This window comes from Paenibacillus sp. JT31N17 (assembly GCF_056269255.1).
On the sequence record NZ_JBWDNP010000015.1, the window covers coordinates 41,441 to 60,871 of the forward strand.

The following is a 19,431-nucleotide window of genomic DNA, read 5'->3' on the forward strand; positions in this document are numbered from 1 at the left end:
GCCTGGAAACGGCTTTGGACGAAAGAGGGAGGATGAATATGTTATTTGATCATCATTCGATCGCGCGGATTCGGGACGCTATCCGTAAGGATCCCTATGCGGCCAATAGTTTTGAGCTGCTGAAAAAAGACATCCTGTCCGTTGATTATACATTTGTCCAGGAGAAGCATAAGCTTCTTCTGGAATTAAACCATCGGGCGGCTGATGAGGAGAAAGCGTATTATGAACGTACGGCCTTGACAAGAGAGCTGTCGGAATTAAGCGTCAACGCCTCTTTTCTTTATCTTCTCGAACCTGACAGCAGCCTTCTGCCGATTGTGAAAGGATTGATTTCCGCAGTATGCAACGCTGACAGCTGGTCCAATCTGGGGCCAAACTTCAAGGTGTGGAAGTCGGATCTGACTACGGCTGATATAGGCGTCCACATTGCGGTTGCATTAGAGAATATTAAAGCTCAAATGCCGGAGGACTATATTCAGGAAGTAACCTCTTCATTGCTCCATAAGAGCTTTTATCCCTTGTACGAGGAATGGCTGTCGCCGGAAAACCATGTGAACGCTCTGGATACGATGGGGCATAATTGGTGGAATGTCTGTATAAGCGGAATGGGCGTCGTTTTACTTACAGCCGGTAAAAGCAGAGTTCCCCAGTTTGACTCCTGCCTGGATCAAATTATGGATTCGTTAAGAGAATGGATGAATTACCCCGGGAATATCCTGCAAAATAAAAAGGCAAACTTCGGAAGTGACGGGGATTACGTAGAGTATGTCGGGTATTTTATGTATGCCTTCTCCAATTACTGTATATTCAATGAAATGTTGAAAAAAGATGATCAACTGGATGCTTTGGATTTCAGCGAGCTGGAGGAAAAGACGGCGGATTTCTATTCATCTTTTTTTCATAGGCTGTCGGATGGACCGAGGCTTGCCGATTTTGGAGACATCTCTCTTCAAGTTGAGAAGCACAGCCAGTATATTTTTTATTTATGCGGCAAATTCAACAAATTCTGGACGCAGGAGAACTTCAAACAACTGAACGCCCGGCTTGCTTTGCCCTATGAATTCTATTTTTACAATCCCGATATAGCCTCGAGCGGCTGGCTGCCGCCCAGAGAAAGGATCTTTCATGATTCGGGATATGCCATCATACGCAGCGGTTTTACGGCGGACGACACTTCTTTTATGATGAAAACGGGTGAAAGCTGGAATCACAATCATGATGATGCCGGAACGTTCGAGCTTGCCTGCAGAGGACAGCTGTTTATAACGGATTCGGGCAACTGCAGCTATGGCGATCCGAATTATGTGCAGTACTATATTAAGCCCCAGGCGCATAATGTGATTCATTTCAACGGAGGTCAGGAGCCGGACGATATCAGGTATCATGGCACCAAGTATATGGGCAATTTCCCGGCCTTTCTGTCGACGGAGCATTATAAATATCTTCTTGCGGATTGCGCAGGCCCCTTCATTAACCAGTTCCAGCGATATTACCGCCATGTCATCTTTATCAAAGATATGATTGTCATGATCGACGATCTGTTTACCTATGAAGAGGGAAATCTGCATTATAATCTTCATGTGAACGGGAAAGTGGAACTGGATGCGAACCTCGCTGTTCTGACCAGCCATGGCGTACAGCTTGAAATACACAGCTTGTTCCCGCGAAATAAAGAGTGGCAGCTGCAGTCCGGATACGCTCATGAAATCAAGAATGGAGGCTCCGCTGCACCGGTCCAGCCGGAGGTTGAATATTTGCAAATATCAACGCCTACGGAGGAACGGCGGGAGAAGTTCATTCATTGCTTCAAGCTGCCTTCGGGCAGCGCCAGCGAGGTTCGAATCACGGCTGACGAAGGCGAATGGGCCAAGGAAGTCATTATTGAGAGAGAAGACGGCACGGAACGCATCATATGCAATATGCGCGCAGACGGAAGAGTCATGCATCAGAATTCCTCCCTTACGTACAAAAATATAGAGACCGATGCGTTTATCATTTACATCAAGAGCAGCCATGACGGTAAAATCCTTCAAGTCGCGCAGCATAATGGCAGTCTGTTGAAAATTGACGGCATTTGTTACATCTCTTCCATGCTGAAAAATGACAGCCTGCTGAATCTGGAGGACGGCAGCATTACGGTACAAAACACTTCCGATGCCAGCTGTTATTTTAAAACCTCGCCGGATAACCAGGCGCAGCCAAGAAAATTCAAACTCAAGGCTGGCACAAGCACTTTAAAAATCTAGCACGCCGGAGATTACAAGCTGCTCGCCTAAACCGCAATACAAAAAATCTGCCGAATTTGACTTCGGCAGATTTTTTTTGTTATTCCCGGCCGTCCATGAACTGCTTCGGGCTTTTTCCCGTAATTTTTTTGAAGGTTCTGCTGAAATGCTCAGGCGAAGTATAGCCTACTTTTTCACAGATTTCATATATTTTCAGATTCGATGTCTTGATGAATTCGATCGCTTTGGTAATTCGGATATGCGCTAAATAATCGATGAAATTGGTATTCTCTGTTTCCGAGAAAAGGCGGCTGAGATAACTGCTGTTGATATTGAATTTATTGGCGACGGACTGCAGGCTGATATCGCAGGTATAATTCTCTTCGACAAAGTGCTTTACCTGGTTGATGACCGAATTCTCGCCCTTGCGGGCCTGAACCCGTGACATGACGGAAGCAAGCCACTTGTTCAACGAGTCCAGGTCGCCGTAAAATTTCAAATGCTTTTCATACTCATGGCTTAAAGCGCGAATTTCGCCATGCAGTCCATTTTGCAGCGCAAAGTCGATCAGGATAAAATGATATTTCATATAAAGGTCCATAATGGCATGAATATGGCTGGCGCTCACAGACCCGGGAACAACCATAATTTTGCTTATATCCGCTTTGCCGTTATCAAAAAGGATGGAATTGAGCAGCTTCTTCAGCATGGAAATTTGCTTCATAACATCGATTTCCAAAGGAGGCAATTCATCAAATTGTGCCGCATACCGGATGATCGACCCGTTGCCTGCAACAAAACAGTAATCGGTGGAAATCCGCGCCTCATGAATGAGCTCGGGAAGCCGGGCGAAATCAGAAGCGATACGGCTCAAGCCCAGATTAATATTGAAGCCTGGGGGACGAAAGCTGTCATATACATGTTTTAAATGTTTCATGATCGAAGAGTCTGATTCCTGCCTGGAATAGAGCAGAAGGATTAAATACTCATAGGGTGAAGTCTGAACAATTTCATAACGCACTTCACTCCCGGGGGCCAGCAGCTCTTCGGTATGGGATAGATATTCTGAAATTTCATGCTTGAAGGAGGCTTCGGGAAGGGCGGCATGAATATCCATTTTATTCAGTTTCAATATCGTCAGCGCTAGTCGCTTCGGTTCATTTTTGCACAGTAATTCCTGGAGAGTACCGATATCGCTAGCCTTTATATTTCCCGCAGCCAGCCGGCTGAGCAGGTTTTCCTTCATCAGTTCTCCGCTGGAATAGGGCTCCGCTTCCCGGCTGGAAGTATCCGGCTTGAATTCAAGTCCGGCTGCAGAGGTTTTGCTGTCGTGTAATCGCAGATTGGACAAGGTATTATAAATATGATCCTCAGTCATCTCGGACTTCAATAAATAATCTTTGGCGCCAAGCATGAACGCTTCCTTGACTAAATGAAAATCGTCATAGGCGCTGATGACCATAAAGTTTAATTCGCTCCGGATGGCTAAAGCTTCTTTGATCAGAACCAGTCCATCCATGACCGGCATTCTCAGATCAGTAATAACCAGCTCTATGCTGCTGTCCTCAATGATCCGCTTATAGGCGTCCTCGCCATTGAAGAACTCGCCCACCAGCTCCAGCGATAACTCTTCCCAATTAATCATGCTTTTGATCATCTGTCTGACATAGGGCTCATCATCGACAATAATAACGTTAACCGTAATCCTTCACCCGTTTCTATTAGGAATAGTTTTCGATGTGTTCAAACGAAATGGGAAGCTCATCCCCGATATTCTTTAGTACAGGCAAAATGATCCTCACGTTGGAATATTCGCCTGCTGCGCTTTCCAGCTCGATTCCATAGGGCTCTCCGTATTGGAGTCTGATTCGTTTATGAATATTGACTAAACCGATCTGCAGGGAATCCGAAACAATCGTTGAATTATGCTCCAATATATTCTCCATGATAGAGGCCGCAATACCGACCCCGTTATCGTAAACAGAAATAATATGGATATGATTATCTTTTAAATAGGAAGAGATGATGACGCTTGCAAAATCCCCCGAGTTTAATTTCTGATTTAAACCATGCATGATGGAATTCTCGACGATAGGCTGCAAAATCATATGGGGCACAAACAAATTCTGTGTGTTTTCCCCTATATTATACGCTACATTTAATTGGTTATCATACCGAAGCTGCTGCAACATAATATAGTCCTTGATGTTTTGGATTTCTTCCCTCCATTGAATAACATGGCTTGTGTGGCTCAGGGTATTCCGAAGCAGACGGCTCAAGGTTACCAGCATTGTGGCCGTTATTTCATCCTTGTGATTCATGGCAGAGAAGCGGATGGAATTGATGGTGTTATATAAGAAATGCGGATTGATCTGATATTTGAGCATGTCAATCTCGGACTTTCGCTTCTTGCCTTCGATTTCAATCGTAAGTGTAAACAGATTGTCTATTCTTTTTACCATCTGATTAAATCCGCTGATGATTTCTCCAATTTCATTTTTTGAATGCTGTACGATTTCAATTTTAATATTCTTCTCGCCAACCTTTTTCATGGCATGGGCCAGGCGCTTAATGGGAAGTATAATCTCTTTGGAAATAAAGAAAGAAAACAGGAACATGATGATCAGCAGACCCGCTATCAGAAAAATGGTAAAGAAAATAATGGATGAGGATGCTTTTGTTACATGCTTGGCTGGAGACAGCTGAACGATATGCCAATTGGAAGTGGTTGAAAAGCTCTGTAAAACGAGATAGTTATCGATATATTTCGTATGGGTTGAATTTTGATCGGAAGGCATCTGTTGGATAATTTTATTAAAATGCTCTTCACTTGTCTGGGGGACGCTGTCATTGCCGGCAATCATGTTACCGTTTTCATCTATAACTCGAATAATGCTGTCCGCAAATCGAAGATGATCGTTTAATAGATCGGTAATCTTTTGCTGATTAATCAGGATGACAAATTGACAGATGCTCTCCGTCGGGTTGTTGCCAATGATGTCATAGATGTTTTTGGTAATGATCGTATAATTCCCGTCGAACAGACCGAAAGGGCTGGACTGATTGCTGAACCAGTGCATATTGGGCGTATTTTTCGTATTTACAATAATTGGGTTACCTTCGAAATTATTCATAATGGATACAAAATCCTTATAGCTGTATACGACCCGCCCGCCAATAACGACCATTGCGGCAGAGATCACATCGTCCGTTGCGAACAAGCTTTTGATTTGCGGGTCAAGATTAATCGCACCGCTGTATTTGGCCTGCTGGATATTCCCATTCTTCATATCATTGGATGTGGAGATCACCGCATTGTAAAACGTGGTGGAGTTGGACAGGATATCGGTATATTTTTGAAACCTTGTATATAAATTATCGAGGGAAGACTGGCTTTGCCGCATATCAAATGAAATCGTATTAACCAAATCCTGCTGCGTATTTGTCTTGATATTATAGTAGGAATAATAGGAAAGCGCCAAAAGCGGTATTACGGAAAGAAAAAGATAATATAAAAAAAATTGGGTTTGAATTTTGGTTTTGATCGCAATCAGCTCCATCCTTCGTATGAATATGAAACAGATTTCATATGAATATTGTGATATTATTATGGTGCAATCAAAAATCCCTTTAAGAAAAGAGAACCAAACGTGATGATCAAAATAATCAAGCCTCAGGTGGAGGCCGAGCTTCGAACCTTCGTCGGGGCTGACGCCTATATTCACAGCGAGGCGACTTCATTTGTTTTCGTCCGCAATTTCAAGGTCAAGGTTACCCATGCCTATGTGGCTGGGGATGGTCCTTTTCGCGCCGCTCTCCGCTTCGACGGGCATGGATGGCTGCGTATGGAAGCCCTCACCCATTATGAGGTAGACGGGAACGGCCGTCTTCTGCTTGCCGGCTATGACGACAGAGGGCGGATGAATGTCGCCCTGCACCTGGGAAAGGAGCCATTTCCGGAATGAACAGCATCGAAAAAGCACCATTGCGCAAGCTCCTCGCGGTTTTTGCGCATCCTGACGACGAGTCGTTTATTTGCGGCGGCACCTTAGCGAAATATGCCAGCGAAGGAGTCGACATTACGCTGGTGAGCGCCACCCGTGGCGAAATGGGGCGCCGAATGGGCAATCCGCCGTATCTCAACCGGGAAACCATGGCAGCTGCCCGCGAAATCGAGCTGCAGCAAGCATGCGCAAGCCTGGGCATCGGGCGTCTCATCTTCTTCGATATCCGCGACAAGACGGTTGAATTTGCCGATGAGGCCGAGCTGACAGCGCGAATTGCCGGCTTGATCCAAGAAGTCGATCCGGACGTCGTTCTTACTTTTCATGAAAAGCTGGGCGGACACCCGGATCATTGCGCGATCGGAAAAGCGACGACAGCCGCTTTTCAACAAACCGGGCATAGGGGAAATCTGTACTTCATTACGTTCGGCGATGCGATGGAGCGTCCGGAGCGGTACGGTTATACCCGTAAAGACGTCGTCAAAATCGACGTGCATGCTCATCTGGAGGCGAAGCTTGCGGCATTCCGCGCCCACCGCTGCCAGACCGAAATCGACGAATGGGTATGGCAGCCGGATCAAGAGGCGCTTGCCAGATTTGGCGGACATGAATATTTTCTCAAGGGAAACACTGGGGAACGGGTGCAAGCTCCCTATGATTTGTTCAACGCATAACACTTGAATTTCTATAAGTTCAGAGAGAAGAAACTTGCATCGTCCAAAGGATGAAGCAAGTTTCTTTTTGCAGCGTTTCTCCCCGGCATCACAGGGACTTCTCGCCTAAAGCGGCAGCGGCCAAGCTGTTAAGGACCATATTATCCATCGGCGGATTATGCAGGCCTGCGCGAACGTCCCGGTAATACCGTTCCAGGGGCTGCTTGCGGGACAAGCTTGAAGCACCGACAATCCGCATCGCGAGGTCCACGACTTTGATGGCGTTATTGGTGACTGCATACTTGGCCAAGCCGAGCTCCGGTTTCAGGGAGGGCCGGTTCTCCTTCTCCCGGTCCCAGCGGTCCGCCGCTGCATACAGGAGCGAACGGGCGGTTCGCAGTTCGACTTCCATTTCCCCGATCAAGTGCTGAACCGAAGGGATAGAGGCAATTGGTTCAGCCAGGCTGTTGGGACGGTAGGAGCGGGCAAATTCAAGGGCGTAATCCCGTGCAGCCAGGGCAATGCCCATATAGCATGCCGGAATATGCAGCAGCCAGCCGCCCCCGTCGTCCATGCCTTTTCCGGAAAGCCGCATATCCGTGCCTGCAAAAGCCCCGTCCAACACCACATCATGGCTCCCGGTTGCGCGCATCCCGAGCGTGTCCCAGGTTTCCACAACGGTCACCCGTTCTGTCCGATGAATAAGAAAGTCGCCCGTACAATCTTCATCCGGGATAAAAGCCGATACGACAAAACGGTCGAGAATCGGCGAAAGCGTGCTGAATGTTTTGCGCCCCGTAATCCGCCACCCACCCTCTATGGCGACTGCCGTTGTCTCGGGCCGTCCGCCCCGGCTGGGACTGCCGGTTGCCGCTTCACTGGCAAAGGTATTGATCATGGTCCCATCCTTCACGATAGAGCGGCACAAATCGGCAAAAATGTTCTGCGGCCATTTTCGGGTTGTCCGGAGATGAAGAACCTGCCCGATATGCCAGCCGACGGCCAATGCGGTCGAACCATCCCCATACGCGAGCCGTTCCTGCAGCATCACGAGGTCGTACAGCGATAGCCCGTCCCCGCCGAATTCCTGAGGGACTGTCAGCTTTAAATATCCGGCCTCCCGCAGGTCGGCAAAATTCTCAAACGGGAAAGATCCTTCATGGTCATGCCGCGCGGCCCTTTCCGCGAAACGGGCAGCCAACTCCTCTACTTTGCCGGCCCGCATCCGCTCTTCCTCACTGCGAATATATTGATCAATATATCGAATCATCAGTCACACGCTCCTTCCCTCTTATTATACCAATTGGCACAGGGCCGTGTACAAATTGAAAGAGTGCTCCAAACGCGGTTCAAAAGAAAAAGGCAGCATCCCGGGAGGAACTCCCGGGATGCTGCCTTTAAGGTAATACCCGCCTAGTGTCTGTACGGATCCGGCGGAACAATCTTGATGATGGTAAGGTACGGATCCGGAGGTACCATGATGGGAAGGTACGGATCCGGCGGAACAAGCACGATGACCGGGGGATTGCGATCGGGTGACAGGGGGGCGTCCGATGCAAAGGCCAAGCCTGCGGTAGATGCAAAAAGTCCAACTGCCACCGTAAAAACAACCATTATCTTTTTCATTTGTTCATTCACCTCTTTGGGTTATGTGTTCTCTTCTATAAAATACTTTACTCGCTTAATAATAGGATGGCTATACTCAAAGAATTGAGTATAGCCATCCTGCTCTTGTGGAAGTAAAATTGGACGGATGTTTCGGCAGCATACTGGAACTATGATGCGATTATGGAGCCTCCATCCCTCATCAGTTCGAAGTCCGGGGACGGTATGGAGAACTGGACGGAGTAGAGCTCAAGTTTTAAAGGAATAGCCCAAGTTCGAATCCCCTGCTGAATCCCTTTTGCCGGATCAATCGGTTTTTTCGATAAAAAATCAGAGTTCTCCTCAAAGACTTCCCTTCAAAAAACAATTATATTGTAAGGAGACCGAAAATAAGGGAGCGCTTACAATGGAGAATAAAAAAGTTGTTTTCGTCAAACCATGGCAGGTTGAAGTGGTGGAGGAGGCATTTGATCCGCCTCCCATTAAGGCTGAAGAGGCAGTCGTGAGGAAGCTGTTCACCCTGATCAGTCCAGGAACGGAACTGGCCTGCTTGTCCGGGGACGAGAGCTGGTTTCAGATGCCGGGAACGCCGGGCTACGCCTCGGTCAGCGAAATTGTCGAGATGGGAGAAGGGGAGACTGCCCTGCGGAAAGGGGACATCGTTTTTCATTACGGGGATCACTCGAGGTATCAGGCCGTTTCGACCCGCGGAACGTTCCTGAAGGTCCCGGAAAGTCTGGACTTGCGGTGGGTGCCTTTTACGCGCATGGCTACGGTGGCCGCTACCGCCATTCGGGTGTCCAATATCGAGCTTGGCGATTATGTGAGTGTTACGGGACTCGGACTGGTTGGAAATATGGCGGCCCAGCTGGCCGGACTGCAGGGGGCTAATGTTATTGGAATTGACCTGTCCCGCAAAAGGCTTGAAATTGCCGAACGCTGCGGATTATTCGATACGTACAACAGCGCCGAAGGGGAAGCCAAGCGGAGGGTGGAGGAAAGGACGGACGGAATCGGCGTCTCCACGCATATTGAAGCCACGGGCATTGCCCAGGTTGCCGCTCAGAGTCTGGACTGGATCGCCAAATTAGGGGAGATCGTGTTCCTGGGCAGTCCAAGGGGGGAATTTAACACCGATTTGACCGATGTGCTGAACTATTGCCATCTTTATAACCGTGGATGCATCACATTCAAAGGGGCTCACGAGTGGCGTTATCCCGTTGAGCCGAATGAATTTCTCAAGCATTCCCTGGTGCGCAACTCGCAAATTGTATTCGAGCTGATGAAACGCGGCAAGCTGCAGATTGAGCCGCTGATCAGCCATGTGCTGAAACCGGAGGAAGCGGCATCAGCATATGAAGGATTGCGGAATGACAAGGATCATTACCACGGGGTTTTATTTGATTGGACCTGATTCCGCCGGCTTGGCAGAACAGGCTCCCTTTTCTTTTATAATCGTGATATGAGACAATCGATGGAGAAGCCTGCCGCGCGGGAGCGGATCAGTATCGCAGGTGAAGCCGGTTCGGGGGGATGGACGATGGAAGCATGAATGAATACGATTTCTCCCTTTGTGAGAAAGGTCAAAATTCTGAAATCCTCCTCCCTGTCGGGAGAATGGGTGGATTATGATCATGTGTTTACGTACATCGAGCAAGGCGAAGCGGATTTTATATTGAACGGGGTGAAGTATCTCGTTCAAGAGGGCGATGTTCTCCTGATGAGTCCATTCATGTCACATATCATCCGTACGACATCGGCTGCTCCTGTTATTCAATACATCTTTCATTTCGATCTCTACTATGACAGCGAGCGAAGCGCCTGGACGGAAACCGGAATCACGATGGACAAGCAGAGACAAATACCGGATCGTGAGATGCGGCTGGCTAGCCGTCTGCCCATCTCCCGCCTGCGTCCGGCAGACCGTATAGACCTGAAAAGAAGCTTCCTCATGATGCACAAAGCATCCCTTGATGAGCGCGGGAATAACGCGCTGCTCATGAAGGCGGTTTGCATCGAGCTGTTGTTCCTGTTCTTAAAAGGCCAGATTAACAGCGGCTCTCATGAGGGCAAGATGACCAAAGGCTGGGTATTTATTGAAAGAACCATCAGCTTCATTAACGGGCATTACTGGGATCCGCAGCTGGACAATGCTTCCATTAGCAAGCATGCTGGCATCTCGACCAATCATTTATCTTTTTTATTTAAGGAGCAGCTGAATATTACGGTTCACAAATATTTGACGCATGTCAGAATCGAACAGGCCAAGCAGCGAATTCTCGAGGGAGGGAAAACGCTGACGGTTATTGCCAGGGAAGTAGGATTCTCGGGTATTCACCTGTTCAGCCGCGCCTTCAAGGCAATGGTCGGTGTTACACCCAGTCATTTTCAAGCCTCAAACTCCAAATTATGGAAATGAGTAAAAGGCTGGGATTAACCGGGGAGCAGGCAGGAAAGTGTGCAAACACTGCAATTAAAGAGGGACGCCGGATTATTCGGCGTCCCTTTCTGTTCATGAGGCCAGTGGGGAAGAGCAAATTGTTTAGTAGCGGTCCAGAATCATTTGGGTTTTCAATTCATCGCCGGCCAGGAACCAGCCCTGCTGCGTCAGCTCGTTTTGGAGCTGCGTTTTCAGCGAAGCGGCATCCGTGCGGCTGTCAGTCTTGAAGGAAGCTTCGGCGATATAATCATAGCCGCTTCCGTCTGCTTGAAGGATTTCATACACTTCGATGTCGATGTCGTCGCCGCTCCATGTGCCGGTCCAGCGTTTGCCGTCAACCGGTCCGTACAGATGGGCATCCTCGAGCAGATCGGTGCCCCAATTGCTCGAGCTCCAGTCTTCGAATTTGCCGGGAGCTTCATCAATCGTGATGTCGATCGCATCGTCCTTGGAGAGGTTGTCCATGCCGTCATACCCGTCTTGATCGACCGACTTCTTGTTGCTGAAGCTAAGTGTCTGCTTTTGATAACCCCAATCAACCTGTGCGTCGTAATCGTCCTCGCCGGCATCGAAGCCGTCAAGTGCTGCTGCCGCCAATGCGGCGTCAATATTTCCATTCGTAATCGGATAGCGCTTCTTGTAGGTCAATTCGAATTCCTTGTCGTCGAAATCTTCCAATTTACGCACCCGGACGTTCCAGCCTTCAGCATTCAGATCCTGATCGTCCGAGTCCAGAAATTCAAGGCTCATCTTGGTCTTTGTGCTCGGCATACCGAAATGGTTTCTCACACTGCTGCTCAGATCGTGGTTCGAGTCGAGCACAGCGCCTGGATTAAGCAGCAATTTGACTTCATAATCGGGAACGGCCGGTGAAGGAGCGGCTGACGCCTGATGGCTGTTGAAGGACAGAGTAAGCGTGCTGAGCAGAGCGGCAGCGAGGATTGCAGATTTGGCAGTTTTGAGCAGGCGGAATTGACCTTGTTCGAACATTATAAATGCCTCCTTGGATTGTGGGCGGGCTTCCCGTCCCATTGTTGTTACTGCTTTAAGGCTGGGCCGGATCGGTCGGCAGGAATGCTTGCTGTCCGGTCGGCTCTTCATGAATCAGGCGAAGACGCTGTTGACGCCGGTACCAATGCCGGATCGGCCGGTGCCATGCCATAAATTCAAGCGGTTTCATTCATAAATGGACATCTGCCGGTTTGGCGGCGGGCATTCCCTCCTTCAGGACAGGCTGTAATCGGTACTGTCTTAGCATAAGGGAGCAGTGTTAGCCAAAGGTTAACGCTATGAGAAGGTTTTATTAAGTAAAATCTAATAATATATATATTAGTATAGATAATATCTATATTAATTTCCTTTATTATGGTAACCCATAGATATCTAAGGATCCCCGATCTGTTTCTTGTAGTATAATCTGACGTATACAACTGACATCTATAATAGAAGGAGGCGATAGCAATGGTTCCGGAAACGAACGGATCGTATTATGCCGTCATATTCTCAAGTGAGCGTACAGAGGGGGATAACGGATACAGCATCATGGCTGATAAAATGGAGCAGTTGGCTGGCAGGCAGCCTGGTTTTATCGGGGTGGAAAGTGTCCGGGATTCCTCGGGAGCCGGGATCACGATCTCCTATTGGGAAAGTCTGGAGGCGATAAGGAACTGGAAGCAAAATCCGGCTCACCTTGCCGCCCAGGAGAAGGGCAAGCAAGAATGGTATCAAAATTACAAGGTTAAAATTTGTAAAGTTGAAAGGGATTATTCTTTTTAACAGGGCAGCAGTCCTGGAGGACCTGGATGAAGGGGTCTCGCGATTATTTCTGCATGAATAATAAGTTCTCTGACCATACTTGAAATTAATGAGACAGCCGCGTTAATGGAGATGAGGTGCAGAATTTTGCTGTTTATGACAATCGCAACAATCCTGGCCATTCTTGTCGTCTGGTTTATGCCCAAACGGCTGACCAGGCAAGAAATGTACTGCACATGGTTGTTCATGGTGGTTGCAACACGTACCGCTGACCAATTGCTCGACCTCTACTTCAAACTTTATAATCAGCTTGGCCCTGGCGTAGAATGGCAGGCCGTTGTGCTCCAGTCTATTTTTCCAGGGGCGGTAGGAATACTGATCCTGAATTTTATGCCAGAGAGCAGCCGGCATTTTTTCTACTATCTGATCGGATGGACGCTTGTATCCGTTGCGTTTGAATGGTTAACTTTGCGGGTCGGTTATTTGACCTATATCCACTGGCTGCTTTGGTATTCAGCCGGTGTGTATATCATCGGGATTATTCTGCTGCGGCTGCATCTTTCTTTTTTACGAAGAAACAGAAAAGCCGTCATTTATAATGATTGACTTCTGCGGGAAGAATCGCTGATGCTCGCCTGGCCGGATGGATTCCGGTCGGGCTTTTTTGGTATGGATTGAAGCGGATTTCCGGGGAATGAAGGGAACAATACAATCGCAGAACTCCGGGCATAGAGAAAAGTCCAATGCGATAAAAAGTGCAAGACATGGCTTGCAGGCTGGGAGAAATGTATGATTGCCGGCAAGAACCGCTCTCTCCTATGATTGCGCTATAACGTGATGAGGAGGAGCACCATGACCAGCAGCTGGCTGTATTCGTTGAAGCGTGATAAGTATTTATATATTTTGGCGCTGCCCGGGGTTTTATTTTTTCTGATGTTCAAATACGTGCCCTTATGGGGACTCAGCATTGCCTTTAAGGATTATTCTCCCTATCAAGGCATCCTGCAAAGCCCGTGGGTGGGCCTTGAGCATTTTCAGCGTTTCTTCTCCAATCCTGATTTTCTGAATCTGTTCAGAAATACATTGGCCATCAGCTTCATGAATCTGTTTCTGTTTTTTCCCCTGCCGATCGTGCTGGCGATTCTGCTGAACGAGCTGCGGAATCAACGGTTCAAGAAAACGATCCAGACCATCGTGTATATGCCCCACTTTTTGTCGTGGGTCATTATTGTCGGCATCACCTTTCTGCTGCTTTCCCAATCGGAGGGTGTGATCAACGAATTGCTGGCTGCGGCGGGATTTGCGAAAATCGACTTTTTGACCAATCCGCGTTTGTTCTGGATCATCCTTACGATTCAAAACATCTGGAAGGACGCCGGGTGGGGGACCATCCTGTTCCTGGCGGCAATTGCGGGTACCGACCCGCAGTTATATGAGGCGGCGAAGATGGACGGGGCGGGCCGGTTCCGCCAAATGTGGCATATTACGCTTCCATCCATCCGCAACGTCATCGTTATTCTGCTGATCCTCCGGATTGGGCATACGATGGATGTCGGCTTCGAGCAGGTCTTTCTGATGATGAATGGCGCTGTTTCCGATGTGTCGGATGTCTTCGATACGTACGTCTATCGTGCCGGTATCCAGCAGGGTGAATTCAGCTACAGTACGGCGATCGGATTCTTCAAGTCGGTCACGGGCCTCATTCTGGTCATCGCCGCTAACCGGTTTGCGAAGAAGATGGGCGAGGAAGGGGTGTATTAGATGAAGCCAACCATGGGAGACCGCTTGTTCACGACGGCCAATGCCGGCATTTTGTCGATTATCGGGCTGGTTACCCTGTTCCCGCTCTACTATGTATTTGTCGTGTCGTTCACGGATCCGCAGGAGTATATCGACAGAGGTTTTGTGCTGTTTCCACAAGCCTGGAGCACGCTTTCGTATCAATACATTTTCTCCACAAAAGCATTCGTCAATGCGATCGGCGTCAGCGGTATTCTGGCGACTGCCGGCACGGCAATTTCGCTGCTGCTGACATCCAGCTTTGCCTATACGCTGTCGCGCAAGAGACTGAAGGGCCGCAGGATCCTGATGCTGCTGGTGCTGCTGACCACGCTTTTCCAAGCGGGCATTATCCCTGATTATCTGCTTGTGAAGGAGCTCGGCATGATCAACAGCATCTGGTCCCTGATCATTCCGGTCATGACCAGCGGCTGGTTCGTACTGCTGATGAAGGGCTTTTACGACAGTATCCCGGATGCGCTGCAGGAGGCTGCGACGATCGACGGATGCAATGAAATCGGCGTATGGATGAGAATCATTCTGCCGCTGTCCATACCGTCCATGGTGGCCTTTGGCCTGTTCTTCGCGGTGGGGTATTGGAACACGTTTTTTAACGCGATGCTGTATATCAACGATTATACGAAGTGGCCCCTGCAAATGCTGCTGCGCAATATGATCGTCGATTCATCGACCTCGATTGGCGGTTCGATGGCGCTGGGGAACGATTTGCAGCTGCCGAGCGAGACGATCAAGATGGCGGCGGTCGTCGTGGCCACTGTCCCCATTCTTATGGTATATCCATTCCTGCAGAAGCATTTTGCAAAAGGAGCCATGATCGGCTCCGTGAAGGAATGAGATCCTATACAATAGAAACAATAGAGGAGGAGTCATCCATGGCAGGAAAGAGCAGGATCACAATGCTCTCATGTGTAATCATCATGGCATTATTACTGGCTGCTTGCGGTCAGAACGGAAATCAGGAGAACCAGGCAGCAAACGGGGGAAGCAGCAGCAAACCAGTCGAAATCAGCATTATGTCGGACTATTTCAGTCCGGAGCCGCCAAGCGACCAGGATCCGATCCGGCAGGAAATCGAGAAGAAAACGAATACGAAGCTGAACATTACATGGGTATCGTCCAACAACTTTACCGACAAGACGAATGTGACGCTGGCATCAGGCGACATGCCGGAATTGATGCTGCTCCGCAGTCCCTATCAGGCACAGGTCAGGAAAATGGCCGAGCAGGGCGCTTTCTGGGATCTTACGCCTTATTTGAAGGACTACAAGAATTTGAGCGCCTTCCCGGAGGACAGCTGGAAGAACACGAGCCTGAACGGCAACTATTACGGAATCCCGTTTGTCCGTCCGCTCTTCGGCACGGAGGGAATGCCGATTGTCCGCAAGGACTGGCTCGATAAGCTGGGCCTCCAGCCGCCCAAAACCCTGGATGACATGTACAATGTCATGAAAGCGATCACGGAGAAGGATCCTGACGGCAACGGGAAGAACGATACGGTAGGACTGACCGCCAACGTGACGCAGACGGATATGGGCAGCCTGTCATGGGTAGAGAATGTCATGAACGGAAACTACGGCAAGTGGAAGGATCAAGGCGGCAAGCTGATCGATACGACGTTCGAGCAGGGAACGAGAGATGCTCTCCTGTGGCTGAACAAAGTGTACAAGGAGGGCCTGCTGGCTGCTGACTTCCCGACGCTGAAGAATACACAGGTAAGAGAAAGCATCACGACCAATAAAGCGGGAATATTCGCCGATGCGATCAAGCCGACCTGGCTGCTTACCGGTCAAATGCGCGCGGCCAATCCGCAAGCGGATTTATTGTACCTGCCTTATCTGGAAGGTTCCAAGGGGAAATTCGCTCCGAAGGGCAGCGGCGCATATGGCTTCTGGGTCATTCCGAAGACCGTGCCGGAAGCGAAGATGAAGCAGATTCTGGCTTTCATGGATTACGGAGCTACAGAGGAAGGCAGCGTCATGGCGAACTTCGGGATTGAAGGCGAGCATTATAATGTCAAGGAAGGCATGTACCTGTTTACGGAGAAAGCAAAAGAATACACCGGCGTCATTTTCCCGATTTTCCAAAGCATCGACAAGTACGCCTTCGCCTATCAGACCGGCATTCCGGAGGACTTCCTGAAGCGCAACATGTCCATCATCGACGAGCAGGCCAAGGATGGCATGGCGAATCCGTCCGTCGGTCTGAACTCCGATACGTACAACAAGGTCGGAGCCGATTACGACAAGCGCACGCAGGATATGAAAGTAAAAGTCATCCTGGGCCGCGAATCCATTGAAGCTTGGGACAAGTATGCTGCCGATCTGAAGGCGGATCCCCAGTATCAGCAAATCATCAGCGAATTTAATGAAGATTATCAGAAGAGACAAGGCAGCTAAGCACTGATTTTGCGAAACAGCTTTACGGAACGGGGCAGGGCGATTTTCAGCCTTGGAGACACCAAAGGACATCGCAGTTTCTTCTTGGCGGCCATGGTGGGTTCAGAGATTTGGTGATAGAATGGCGTTAGCTTGAGCCGACAAAATGGAGAGATCGCACTTGAAAAATTGGAAGGCCGCCTTTCATTCGTTCCGTATATCATCGCTGTTTCGCAAACGGTTTTACCGGAGAAGCCTCGTTCTTGTTCTATTGGCAATCTGCCTTCCCACCATCGCTGTGGGCAGCGGCGTGAAGTGGATCGGCACCCGGCAGATGGAGAAAATAGTGCTCTCCTCCCGTCAGCACCAGGTAGCCCAGACTGCGGTGCGCCTGGACGATTCACTGTCGTTTCTGGAGAAAGCCGCCACGCAGTGGGCGTTCAATCCGGAGTTTGGACTGAAGCTGAAGAACCTGGAGACGCAATACGATTACGAGTTCATCCGCAGTATCTATACGAATCTGCTGCTCCTGAAGGAGTCCAATCCGTTAATCGAGCAGGCGGATATTTATTTGGATCGTCCAGGCGTCGTATATTCGGACAGCAGCGGAACCTTGGCCCTGGGGGATGACGACAAGCTGCGGTTCCATGAATTATTGAATAATCCGCAAACAGCCTTCTGGCTTCCGGGGTTTCTCCCGGCAGCGAATACCGGCGCGGGAAAAGAGACGCTTACGCTTGTCTATCAATTGCCGGCGAGCAGCGACGTCGAACCGTTCGGCGCTCTGCTTGTGCAGGTGAACCGGGGCCAGGTTTCCCGGATGCTAAGCGGCTCGACATTGGATGAGAACAGCGCCGCGTTCCTGTTCGACGATTCAGGGCAGCCGATTGGCAGCTCCACGGAGAAGGCGCAATCGCTGCAGCTGCAAAGCGGGTTGATAGAGCGTATCGGCAGCAGCGGGAAGGCCGGCGGCTCTCTGATTTATGAAGCGGACCGGAGCATGTATTCCGTCACTTACACGGTCTTCAAGCGGCTGGGCAAATATTGGACTTATGCGAGCGTCGATTCGCTTGAGAAAATCAATTCTCCCGTTGTGGTAGCCTCCAATTTCGTTTATTTATTCGGCGGGGCGGGGCTGCTGCTGGCTATTGCGGTTGCTTTTCTGGTGTCCCGCAAGCTGTATCAGCCCATTCATACCTTAAACAAAATGTTCGGGATTCATCTCTCGCCCGGAAGCGAAACAGCGGATGAGGTTGAGTTTATTACGGAGCAGTGGAAGCATTTGAACTTCCAGAGCCGCGCGCTGGAGGATCGTCTTCAGAAGCAGCTTCCGGTGATGAAGGAAGGCTTCCTGCTTCAGCTGCTGCAGGGCCATTTTCAATTATCCAGGCCTGATGAGCTGAAGGAGAGGATGCAGCTTTTCGGCTGGAACACAGAGCAGCCAGGGTATGCCGTTCTTGGTATTCAGATGACAGGATCGCCGAAGTCCAAGGAGCGGTTTCATAAAGGGGATCAGGAGCTCATCTCGTTCGCAGCCGTTAACATGGTGGAGGAAGTGCTCAAGGACCGCGAACTGCGGAGCGAGGTTATCAATCTTCACGATCTCTCCATTGGCGTCATTCTGGAATATCCGCCGGATGGATCTCCCGATGACAGAAGAAACGATTTGCAGCTTCTTGCCGAGAGGCTGGTGGATATCATTTACCAATTTCTGCAGATGCCCACTACGCTATGCATCAGCCGTCCGATAGAGACGGTGACCGAAATCCCGCAGGCATGGGAGGAAGTGAACCGGCTTGTCCGCTATCGGAATTTATACGATTCCAAGCAGGTCATTCAAGCGGAGGACTTTATGCCGCAGCTAAACGATGGGATACGCTACCCTTTTGCAGCAGAATCAGAGCTGCTGCAGGCCATCCGCAATTTGGACGAGAAGCTGGCCGCCCAGGTTCTGGAGACGTTCTGCAGCGAGCTGCAGGCCAATACGACGAAGGAATATCTGTTTCAGCAAGGGCTGCTGCAGCTGCTGGGCAACCTTAGGTTCGGAATGCTGAAGGCGGGCTACAACCCTTTTGAAACAGAGCCCTTCAGTCTGCAGGAGGAGCTGGACAGAGGCATTGAAACCTCTGAGATCGCAGCTCTGCTCAGAGAGCGGGTCATCAGCCCGTACATCCGGAAAATCAGACAGGAATCCGAGGATCAGGACAGCCGGTTGAAGCTGACGATTGAGCGGATTGTGGAGACGATCCACAGCCGGTATGGCAATGCGGATCTCTCGCTCGACATGCTGGCGGATGAGCATGAGCTGACTCCGCTTACGCTGAGCAAAGCCTTCAAGAAGATAACCGGCATCAACTTTGTAACCTATGTAACCGACGTCCGTCTTAACAAGTCGAAGCAGCTGCTCCTCGAAACAGACTGCAAAATCAACGATATCGCGGAGCTGGTCGGCTATCAGCCGACCTACTTCAACCGCATTTTCAAGAAGAGCGAGGGCATTACCCCTAGCCGGTACAGGGAAATGATGCTGGATGAGGGGCATAGGCCCAAGCTGTAACCGCTTGATCAAAAGGA

The 19,431-nt window shown here is 49.6% G+C and carries 17 protein-coding genes; 11 read left to right on the forward strand and 6 right to left on the reverse strand.

Annotated elements, in window-relative coordinates:
- Nucleotides 1–32: 32 nt before the first annotated feature.
- On the forward strand, nt 33–2,246 hold the full coding sequence (locus tag AC0YOB_RS30770) for a heparinase II/III domain-containing protein (RefSeq protein WP_475796022.1): 2,214 nt from the start codon (nt 33–35) through the stop codon (nt 2,244–2,246).
- Between the two features lie 79 nt (nt 2,247–2,325).
- Here AC0YOB_RS30770 and AC0YOB_RS30775 read toward each other — a convergent pair whose 3' ends face one another.
- Nucleotides 2,326–3,930 carry a response regulator transcription factor gene (locus AC0YOB_RS30775; RefSeq protein ID WP_475796124.1) on the reverse strand — a complete coding sequence of 535 codons (1,605 nt, stop codon included), beginning with the start codon at nt 3,928–3,930 and terminating at the stop codon, nt 2,326–2,328.
- A 16-nt stretch (nt 3,931–3,946) separates the two neighbouring features.
- A complete protein-coding gene (locus AC0YOB_RS30780) occupies nt 3,947–5,785 on the reverse strand; it encodes a sensor histidine kinase (protein ID WP_475796023.1) in 1,839 nt (612 codons plus the stop codon).
- A 93-nt stretch (nt 5,786–5,878) separates the two neighbouring features.
- On the opposite strand from AC0YOB_RS30780, the gene AC0YOB_RS30785 reads away from it, so the two are divergent.
- Together AC0YOB_RS30785 and AC0YOB_RS30790 are read left to right on the forward strand one after the other, a co-directional pair.
- Nucleotides 5,879–6,190, forward strand: a complete 312-nt coding sequence (locus tag AC0YOB_RS30785) for a DUF1806 family protein (protein ID WP_210044941.1) — start codon at nt 5,879–5,881, stop codon at nt 6,188–6,190.
- On the forward strand, nt 6,187–6,903 hold the full coding sequence (locus tag AC0YOB_RS30790) for a PIG-L family deacetylase (RefSeq protein ID WP_475796024.1): 717 nt from the start codon (nt 6,187–6,189) through the stop codon (nt 6,901–6,903). The genes AC0YOB_RS30785 and AC0YOB_RS30790 overlap by 4 nt, the downstream gene beginning before the upstream one ends.
- Before the next feature lie 88 nt (nt 6,904–6,991).
- On the opposite strand, the gene AC0YOB_RS30795 is transcribed toward AC0YOB_RS30790, so the two are convergent.
- Entirely contained in the window at nt 6,992–8,152 is a 1,161-nt protein-coding gene (locus AC0YOB_RS30795) for an acyl-CoA dehydrogenase family protein (RefSeq protein WP_475796025.1), read from the reverse strand.
- A 143-nt stretch (nt 8,153–8,295) separates the two neighbouring features.
- Nucleotides 8,296–8,508, reverse strand: a complete 213-nt coding sequence (locus AC0YOB_RS30800; RefSeq protein ID WP_475796026.1) for a hypothetical protein — start codon at nt 8,506–8,508, stop codon at nt 8,296–8,298.
- A gap of 385 nt (nt 8,509–8,893) precedes the next feature.
- Here AC0YOB_RS30800 and AC0YOB_RS30805 point away from each other — a divergent pair, with 385 nt between their 5' ends.
- Complete coding sequence (locus tag AC0YOB_RS30805; RefSeq protein WP_475796027.1) at nt 8,894–9,901, forward strand: zinc-dependent alcohol dehydrogenase; 1,008 nt, start codon at nt 8,894–8,896, stop codon at nt 9,899–9,901.
- Nucleotides 9,902–10,039: 138 nt separating this feature from the next.
- A complete protein-coding gene (locus AC0YOB_RS30810) occupies nt 10,040–10,906 on the forward strand; it encodes an AraC family transcriptional regulator (RefSeq protein ID WP_475796028.1) in 867 nt (288 codons plus the stop codon).
- Between the two features lie 123 nt (nt 10,907–11,029).
- On the opposite strand, the gene AC0YOB_RS30815 is transcribed toward AC0YOB_RS30810, so the two are convergent.
- Both AC0YOB_RS30815 and AC0YOB_RS30820 read right to left on the reverse strand, forming a co-directional pair.
- Entirely contained in the window at nt 11,030–11,917 is an 888-nt protein-coding gene (locus tag AC0YOB_RS30815; RefSeq protein WP_475796029.1) for a hypothetical protein, read from the reverse strand.
- 55 nt (nt 11,918–11,972) lie between these two features.
- Complete coding sequence (locus AC0YOB_RS30820; RefSeq protein ID WP_475796030.1) at nt 11,973–12,107, reverse strand: hypothetical protein; 135 nt, start codon at nt 12,105–12,107, stop codon at nt 11,973–11,975.
- 281 nt (nt 12,108–12,388) lie between these two features.
- Here AC0YOB_RS30820 and AC0YOB_RS30825 point away from each other — a divergent pair, with 281 nt between their 5' ends.
- From AC0YOB_RS30825 to AC0YOB_RS30850, 6 genes are all read left to right on the forward strand, one after another.
- Complete coding sequence (locus AC0YOB_RS30825; RefSeq protein WP_475796031.1) at nt 12,389–12,703, forward strand: antibiotic biosynthesis monooxygenase family protein; 315 nt, start codon at nt 12,389–12,391, stop codon at nt 12,701–12,703.
- A 126-nt stretch (nt 12,704–12,829) separates the two neighbouring features.
- Nucleotides 12,830–13,288 carry a hypothetical protein gene (locus AC0YOB_RS30830; protein WP_475796032.1) on the forward strand — a complete coding sequence of 153 codons (459 nt, stop codon included), beginning with the start codon at nt 12,830–12,832 and terminating at the stop codon, nt 13,286–13,288.
- 246 nt (nt 13,289–13,534) lie between these two features.
- The gene (locus AC0YOB_RS30835; protein WP_475771324.1) at nt 13,535–14,443 is read left to right on the forward strand and encodes an ABC transporter permease; all 909 of its coding nucleotides are present in this window, start codon (nt 13,535–13,537) and stop codon (nt 14,441–14,443) included.
- Nucleotides 14,444–15,316: a carbohydrate ABC transporter permease gene (locus AC0YOB_RS30840; RefSeq protein WP_475796033.1), complete on the forward strand. Its 873-nt coding sequence runs from the start codon at nt 14,444–14,446 to the stop codon at nt 15,314–15,316.
- 38 nt (nt 15,317–15,354) lie between these two features.
- A complete protein-coding gene (locus AC0YOB_RS30845) occupies nt 15,355–16,878 on the forward strand; it encodes an extracellular solute-binding protein (RefSeq protein WP_475796034.1) in 1,524 nt (507 codons plus the stop codon).
- 160 nt (nt 16,879–17,038) lie between these two features.
- Nucleotides 17,039–19,414 carry a helix-turn-helix domain-containing protein gene (locus tag AC0YOB_RS30850; RefSeq protein ID WP_475796035.1) on the forward strand — a complete coding sequence of 792 codons (2,376 nt, stop codon included), beginning with the start codon at nt 17,039–17,041 and terminating at the stop codon, nt 19,412–19,414.
- The last annotated feature ends 17 nt before the right edge of the window (nt 19,415–19,431 follow it).